Origin of the sequence: Prosthecobacter sp., assembly GCF_044378005.1 — a bacterium.
Classification (GTDB): domain Bacteria; phylum Verrucomicrobiota; class Verrucomicrobiia; order Verrucomicrobiales; family Verrucomicrobiaceae; genus Prosthecobacter.
The window spans coordinates 1-6,596 of the sequence record NZ_JBILYB010000220.1 but is presented as its reverse complement, the minus strand read 5'-3'; the positions used below and the strand labels follow the sequence as shown (position 1 = coordinate 6,596).

Here is a 6,596-nt window from a genome sequence, read left to right as displayed (position 1 = left end):
CGTCCACCGCCAATCGCCAGCGCTCCGTCACCCCGACTGCCATCGCCACCACAAGGCGCTCCTGATCAACTGGGCACTCAACGCCCGACAGCATGCACACCGAAGCGGAGATCTCTGGAAGAAACCCGCATCCATGCGATAGATACTCTCCTCCATGGAACCCGCCGCCCCATCCAAAACACCCCGCCTGCCGACCAGGCAGGAAGCAGCCGAACTCAACTCTCGGCGGCGCTCGCGCACCTCCGAGGAGCGCAACGCACAGGCCGATCACTTGCGCCAGATGCGGCAACTCGAAGAAAAGAAGATCGCCGACGCGACAAAGCCGCGCTGACCGACTGGGCACGCAACGCCCGACAGCATGCACACCGAAGCGGAGATCTCTGGAAGAAACCCGCGTCCATGCGATAGATACGCTCCTCCATGGAACCCGCCGCCCCATCCAAAACACCCCGCCTGCCGACCAGGCAAGAAGCAGCCGAACTCAACTCTCGGCAGCGCTCGCACACCTCCGCCGAAGCCAACGCACAGGCCGATCATCTGCGCCAGATGCGGCGCGCCGAAGAAGCGAAGATCGCCGCCGCGACAAAGCAGCGCTGACCGACTGGGCACGCGACGCCGGTATCCTCATCGGACGAGCCCAAGGCGGAAAACACCGCACGCATTTCCTGCCCATCCACCGGCTTGGGAACGGCAAGTATTGGAACCTCGGTGATGCCGAGGAGATGGCCGCCGACTCCTTCCCGCCCTCACACTTGCGAACAAGAGTCTTCATAGCCTCAAGCACGGCAGGTTCCGGCAGATGCATGCCAGACGGGACATGGGAAGAACTATTTCCCCAAGGCGAGTCGCTGGGCGAACTTCATCGGCAAGCCGGCGGCGATGATGGCGGATTGGGAAGCAGCGACGTCGTAGGCCACCCTGCGCCACCAAACGTCCTGCCTTTCACGGCGGTAGATCAGGTAGCAGGCTTGCGGGTCCTTATCGCGAGGCTGGCCGACGGAGCCGACGTTGATGACCTGTTTCCGGTCCGGGCGGATGGATTCGAGGCTGGTGAGGTCGAGCGCACGATCCTCGCCCTCGACGAACATGGCAGGCCGGTGGGAGTGGCCGATGAAGCAGATCCTATGCTGCTGGTGGGCAAAGTGCCGGGAGGCGGCGGCAGGTTCGAGGACATAGTCCCAGGCCTCCGGATTTGGCAACGCGGCATGCACGGCCTCGCAATCGCTGCCCTGCCACGCCAGCGGCAGAGCACCGAGCCAGGCGCGGTGCTCCGGCTTCAGCCGCGCACGCGTCCAGCGGATGCCCTCCAGCGTTTCAGGCGAGACATTCGGTGGATCGACCTCGGAGGCAGCATAGGCATCGTGATTGCCGCGCAGGATGCTCAGGAACGGCTCGGAACGCAAAAGCTCGATGCACTCGGCTGGCTGGGCTCCGTAGCCGACAACATCGCCCAGACAGAGAAGCTCGCGGATGCCCTGGCTCTCGATGTCCGCCAGCACCGCCTCCAGCGCCGGCAGGTTGGCATGAATGTCACTGAGGATGGCGAGGGACTCACTCATGGTGCGTGGACATAAGCTCCCGGTCGGCTTGGGTTGCAACTGAATCCAAGGCCAGCGGGCGGAGTTTGGCCAGGGTTTCATGCTCCTCCTGCCAGAACGTCTGCTCGGTTACGGTGGCAGGCGGAGGTAGAGCGTCCAAGTGGGCTAGAAGCGCTGCCAAATCGCCCTTGATGGCCGCAGTAAGGCCTTCGACCATGTTTGAGGGGGATGGCACCGGAAGACGGCACTCACGCGGCAGAGCCGAGGCCATGAGACCACGAGGATAGTCACTCAACCGCCACGCCGGCCACGCAAGGCGCAGCAGCGCACGGACCACCGTGCCCAGGCGGTGTCTCGCCGCAGGCGACAACGGCCCAAGACTGCCGAGAGTGGCCTCGCGCTGGAGGCGTAGTGTCAGGTGACCGGTTTCCACTTCCAGAGCCAGCCACCAAGGATCGCCTTTCCACACGCCGGCGCGATTGAAGGGTGGACGATGCTGAAGGAGCAGAACCCGCTCCGTTTCGATGGCCTCATCTGCGGAAGCGCACTCCCGCCACTCGATGCGGGCAACGCGAGCCACCAGCCGCAGCGTGCGGCGCGGGTGTTTGCCTTCCCCGACATGCCGGTAACTGCCCAGCCGGGTGCGGATGTTGGAGGATTGCCCGATGTAGAGCAAGCACCCGTCGCTGCCGTGGAAGAAATAGACGCCAGGGCCTTCGGGCAGCGAGCGGAAGAAGTCGTTCCCGAAACGCAACGTGAGCGGGTTTTCCAGATGGAAGAGTTTGAGCTGCCGAGGTGACGCGGCGCGGGTGATTTCCTCGCTCATGATGTCGCAGGCGGATTCTTCGTCCTGGCCTGTTGCACGCGCAAGACCTCCAGCGTGTATCCTGCGAGGTTGTCAAAGGGCTTCACCTCAGCTGTGACCTGAACCACGGGGTAACGCACCGTATTCAAGCCGTAAAGGCGGTAGGCGGCGGCGAAGATCTCGCACTCGACGATGCCGCTGCGGTCGCAGATAGAGATGAACTTCATGGGCTGGCCGTTTTGCTGCATGTGATGCCGACTGACGATGATGAGGCCACAGACGGTGACGCGCTGGCCGTGGTAACGGTGCAACTCGGCGATGGGGCAATAGGTGTGCCAGGCAATGTGCGGATGCAGATCGAGCGGATGGCCGGTGACGGTGTAGCCGAGGAGTTCCTGCTCATCCTGGAGCTTTTGGAGCCGGGTGGGTTCTTCACGGAAGGTGGCGCGGATGTCGGCCTCGGCTGCGCCTTGAAAAAGCCAGCCGGCGCCGGCGCTGGCGTCCTGCGAGGCATGGAGGCAGCGCCAGAACTGCTCGGTGCGGTTGCTCCCGAGTCGGTCAAAGGCACCGGCGCGGATGAGGTTGAGGGCTTCAGGTCCCTCGGGACGCACGCGGGCACAGAAGTCGCTCACGCTGGTGAACGGGCTCCGGGCGAGTTCGGACCGCCAGCGGCTCAAGGTGGCCTCAGAGAGGTCCTTGATGCAGCGCAGCGGGACACGGATGGCTTTGCCCAAAGGTGGGGCAGGGGAGCCGCTGGGGGCGTCCGACGTCTCGACAGTGAAAGCGTCGCTGAGGTGGTTCACATCAGGCGAGAGAAAAGCGCTGCCGAGTCGGCGGCACTCCAGCGTATAGACGAGCGCCGAGTAGAACCCTTTGCCGTTGCTGAGCACACCGGCCATGAACTCAGCGGGGTGATAGTGCTTGGCGTAGGCTCCCTGGTAGGCTTCCACAGCGTAGGCGGTGCTATGAGCACGACAAAACGCGTAACCCTGAAATCCAGCGACGAGGTCCCATACTTTTTCGATGGTCGTTTCGTCGTGAAAACGGCCACGAGCAGCCGCGATGAACTCGATGCGGATCTCCGCGATCTTTTTCATGTCCTGCTTCACCAAAGCGCGGCGCAGTACATCCGCACGACCAGGAGCCAATCCGGCGAAGGCCTCACAAATCTGCAAAATGTGCTCTTCATAGGCCACGACGCCAAAAGTGCTGCGCAGCACGCCTGCGAGGCTTTCGTGGGTGTACTCGACGGGTTCGAGTCCTTGTGCCCGGCGGGCGAATTGGGCCTTTTTGAGCCCATTGGCAGCTCCTGGCCGGATGACGGACACGATGGCGACGAGGCGATCAATGTCCCGCACACCGGCCATGCAGGCGAGGCTGGTCATGGCGGGGCTTTCGATGTGGTGAACGCCGCGTCCATTGCCCGTCGCGATCATGTTCCAGACGCCAGGATCGCTCCATGGCTCGATTTGGCCTTCACGCGGTGGATTCTCGGTTTGGCCCGCGAGACCGACTTCGAGGGAAGATAGGTTCAGAGAGGTGATGACGCTCTGCGTGTCTCGCAGCACGGCGAGGCCGCCTTGGGCGAGGATGTCGAGCTTGATGAGGCCGACGGCTTCGACGGCATCCATGTCGAAGTGGGTGGTGGGCCAGCCTTTGCCGCTGATAAAAGTGGGCGTGAGGCTGCGGATGGGGTCGCGGGAGAGCACGACGCCGCATGGGTGCATCTTGGCGTAGCGGGGGAAGTCGTCGAGCATGCCAGCCATGAGCAAAGCGGTGCGCAGCGGCTCCTCCTGCCAGGCGCTGTTGTCGCACTCGCGGGACATGGCGACGGCGTCGGCAGCGTGGCGGGCATCGGTCCACGGCATGTGCTCGGTGAGACGGCGGATCTCGTTTTCAGCGACGCCGAGCACCTTGGCGACGTCACCGAAGGCCGAGCGTGCCTGGAAGGTATTGAAACCACCGACGATGGCAGCGTGTTCGGGGCCGTAACGGTCAAGCAGCAAGCGCACGACATCGTCTTTGCGGTCATGCGCGAAGTCGATGTCGATGTCTGGCAGCTTTTGCAGCGCCATGCGGTCGCGATTGAGGAAGCGCTTAAAATACAGCTCGAAACGGATGGGGCAGACGTTGCTGATGCCGAGGCAATAGCAGACGAGCGAGTCGGCGGCACTCCCACGCGTGATCCAGCCGATGCCGAGCGCGGCGCACTCCTGGAGCAGGTGCCAGACGGTGAGGAAATACTCCTCATAGCCGACATCGGCGATGATGGTGAGTTCCTCACGGAGCTGGGCCTGGTGGAGCTTTGATCTAGCCCCGTAGCGAGTGCGCAGGCCATCGAGGGCGAGGCGGTAAAGCATGGCGGCAGGCGTGGAGCCGTCCGCAGGTGTGTAGCGTGGAAAGCGTAGCGTTTTAAAGTCGAAGGCAAACTCGCAGCTTTCAACGATGTTCTCCACTGAACAGCCTGGGCGGAAAATGAAGTCACCCTTCCGCTTCTGCGGATGCGTCTCGTGCAGGAGCGTGAGGGTTTTCATGCTTTGCAAGATGTCGAAGAAGACTTTGTCCTCGGCTTTACGGTAGCGGATTTCGAGCTGTGAAGCCGCCGGGACGATGATGAGCCCGCTGGAGTGCTCGTGGAGCATTTGCGATGTGATTTTCGCAGCGGAGAGCAGGTGGCAGAGATTGGTGTAGCCGGTTTGATTCTGCACATAAGCGAGTAGCGGCTTTTGATCGCAGAGCAGCTCCGCGCCAATGATGGGCTTGACCCCGGCGGCGGTGGCGGCTTGGAAAAACGGCACGGCGGCGTGCAGATTCGCGTCCATGAGCGCCACGGCGGGCATGTCGTGCTCCACGGCGGCCTCGATGATGGTGGGGATGGTGAGCGTGGAGTCGAGAAAGCTGTAGCAGCTCTTCACATTGAGCGCGGGCGCAGCCTTGGAGGTGCTGCGTTGTGTCGTAACGCGGGTTTCGCCAGGGCGCTCCCGCAAAACTCTATTCGTCACACTGGCTGTGGGATCGGTGACGATCCGGGGCTTTGGCAAAGTCTGGCGTGGGGCGTTCTTTTGCTGGGAGAGCCAGAGGTCATGCCCACGCATGATGCTGCGTTGCGAGCCGCGCAGGTCGTCGATGACGAGCGCGAGTGTGTGCAGCCGCTCGCGCTTCACATCGGCCACCTCCAGCGGCAGGACGGCGCTGAAGCCAGCTTCGTAGATTTTGGTGAAGCGCAGGCCGATGAGGCGGATGCTCACGCGGCGCTCCCAGGCGCGTTTCAGCAGCGCGGAGAGCAGCGGGTAGAGGTCGTGTTCGAGGTCGGTGGGCTCGTCGAGGCTGGCGGAGCGGGTGACCTCGTCCATGTCGTTGTAGCGCAGGCGCAGGGTGACGGTGCGGATGCTTTTTCCATCCTCACGCACGCGGCGCATGAGTGTGTCTGCCATGGCGCGGAGGCGTGCGGTGATGAAGACGGTGTCCGTGGTATCCTGATTGAAGGTTTCCTGCTCGCCGTAGCTTTTCGCCGCAGGCGCGTCGCAGATCACCGGGCGCTGATCGTTGCCGAGGGCGTAGTCTCGCAATACCGACGCTCCACTGCCGACGAGCAGTGAAAGCTCATCCACCGGAGTGTGCGCGATGTGCTCCACGCGACATAGGCCTGCGGTGTTCAGCTTTGCAGCGAGCTGAGGACCGACTTGAGGAAGCCATTTGTTTTCCAAAGGCCAGAGGAAGCCCTGCTCATACCCAGGGGCCACCTCGATGAAGCAGTGCGGCTTGCGCAGCTTGCTGGCGATCTGCGAGACGAGCTTGTTCGCACCGACGCCGACGGAAACTGACAGCTTCAAACTCTGCGCGATGGCTTTTTGCATCTTCGCGGCGGCGTCACAGGCTTTGGTTTGACGTGCGCCGTGCAGGTCGAGATAGCATTCATCTATCGAGGCCAGCTCAACGAGCGGCGTGAAGTCATAGGCATACGAGAACATGAGGTGCGAGAAGCGCTCGTATTTGTCGAAGTCACACGGTAGCACGATGAGGCCGGGGCAGAGCTTTTTCGCCCGTGCGGTGGGCATGGGCGTGTAGATGCCCATCTTCCGCGCCTCGTAGCTGGCGGAGGCGATGATGCCACGTCGCTCACCACCGACGGCGATGGGCCGCCCGCGCAGCTTGGGGTCGGCGGCTTGCTCCACGGAGGCGTAGAACGCGTCCGCATCGAAGTGCAGAATCATGGCGCATCACCTTTCTGAAAGTCGCAGTAGCGCGATGAG

At 62.8% G+C, this 6,596-nt stretch carries 5 protein-coding genes; 2 read left to right on the top strand and 3 right to left on the bottom strand.

Translation table 11 applies throughout. From position 1 onward, the window contains the following. Window positions 1-154 precede the first annotated feature (154 nt). Window positions 155-331 carry a hypothetical protein gene (locus AC6FTP_RS24660; RefSeq protein WP_497209564.1) on the top strand — a complete coding sequence of 59 codons (177 nt, stop codon included), beginning with the start codon at window positions 155-157 and terminating at the stop codon, window positions 329-331. A gap of 89 nt (window positions 332-420) precedes the next feature. Then, window positions 421-597, top strand: a complete 177-nt coding sequence (locus AC6FTP_RS24655) for a hypothetical protein (RefSeq protein ID WP_497209563.1) — start codon at window positions 421-423, stop codon at window positions 595-597. 230 nt (window positions 598-827) lie between these two features. On the opposite strand, the gene AC6FTP_RS24650 is transcribed toward AC6FTP_RS24655, so the two are convergent. The 3 genes from AC6FTP_RS24650 to dnaE are packed head-to-tail and all read right to left on the bottom strand — an operon-like array spanning window position 828 to window position 6,557. After that, window positions 828-1,559 carry a metallophosphoesterase family protein gene (locus AC6FTP_RS24650; protein ID WP_497209562.1) on the bottom strand — a complete coding sequence of 244 codons (732 nt, stop codon included), beginning with the start codon at window positions 1,557-1,559 and terminating at the stop codon, window positions 828-830. Further along, window positions 1,552-2,364: a nucleotide excision repair endonuclease gene (locus AC6FTP_RS24645; protein ID WP_497209561.1), complete on the bottom strand. Its 813-nt coding sequence runs from the start codon at window positions 2,362-2,364 to the stop codon at window positions 1,552-1,554. The genes AC6FTP_RS24650 and AC6FTP_RS24645 overlap by 8 nt, the downstream gene beginning before the upstream one ends. Next, window positions 2,361-6,557: a DNA polymerase III subunit alpha gene (gene dnaE / locus AC6FTP_RS24640; protein WP_497209560.1), complete on the bottom strand. Its 4,197-nt coding sequence runs from the start codon at window positions 6,555-6,557 to the stop codon at window positions 2,361-2,363. Before dnaE ends, AC6FTP_RS24645 begins: the two co-directional genes overlap by 4 nt. Between the last annotated feature and the right edge of the window lie 39 nt (window positions 6,558-6,596).

What these genes read in the sequence shown, in the direction of transcription:
- AC6FTP_RS24650 (WP_497209562.1), bottom strand. Translation starts at nt 1,559, where the DNA reads ATGAGTGAGTCCCTCGCCATCCTCAGTGACATTCATGCCAACCTGCCG.
- dnaE (WP_497209560.1), bottom strand. Translation starts at nt 6,557, where the DNA reads ATGATTCTGCACTTCGATGCGGACGCGTTCTACGCCTCCGTGGAGCAA.
- AC6FTP_RS24645 (WP_497209561.1), bottom strand. Translation starts at nt 2,364, where the DNA reads ATGAGCGAGGAAATCACCCGCGCCGCGTCACCTCGGCAGCTCAAACTC.
- AC6FTP_RS24655 (WP_497209563.1), top strand. Translation starts at nt 421, where the DNA reads ATGGAACCCGCCGCCCCATCCAAAACACCCCGCCTGCCGACCAGGCAA.
- AC6FTP_RS24660 (WP_497209564.1), top strand. Translation starts at nt 155, where the DNA reads ATGGAACCCGCCGCCCCATCCAAAACACCCCGCCTGCCGACCAGGCAG.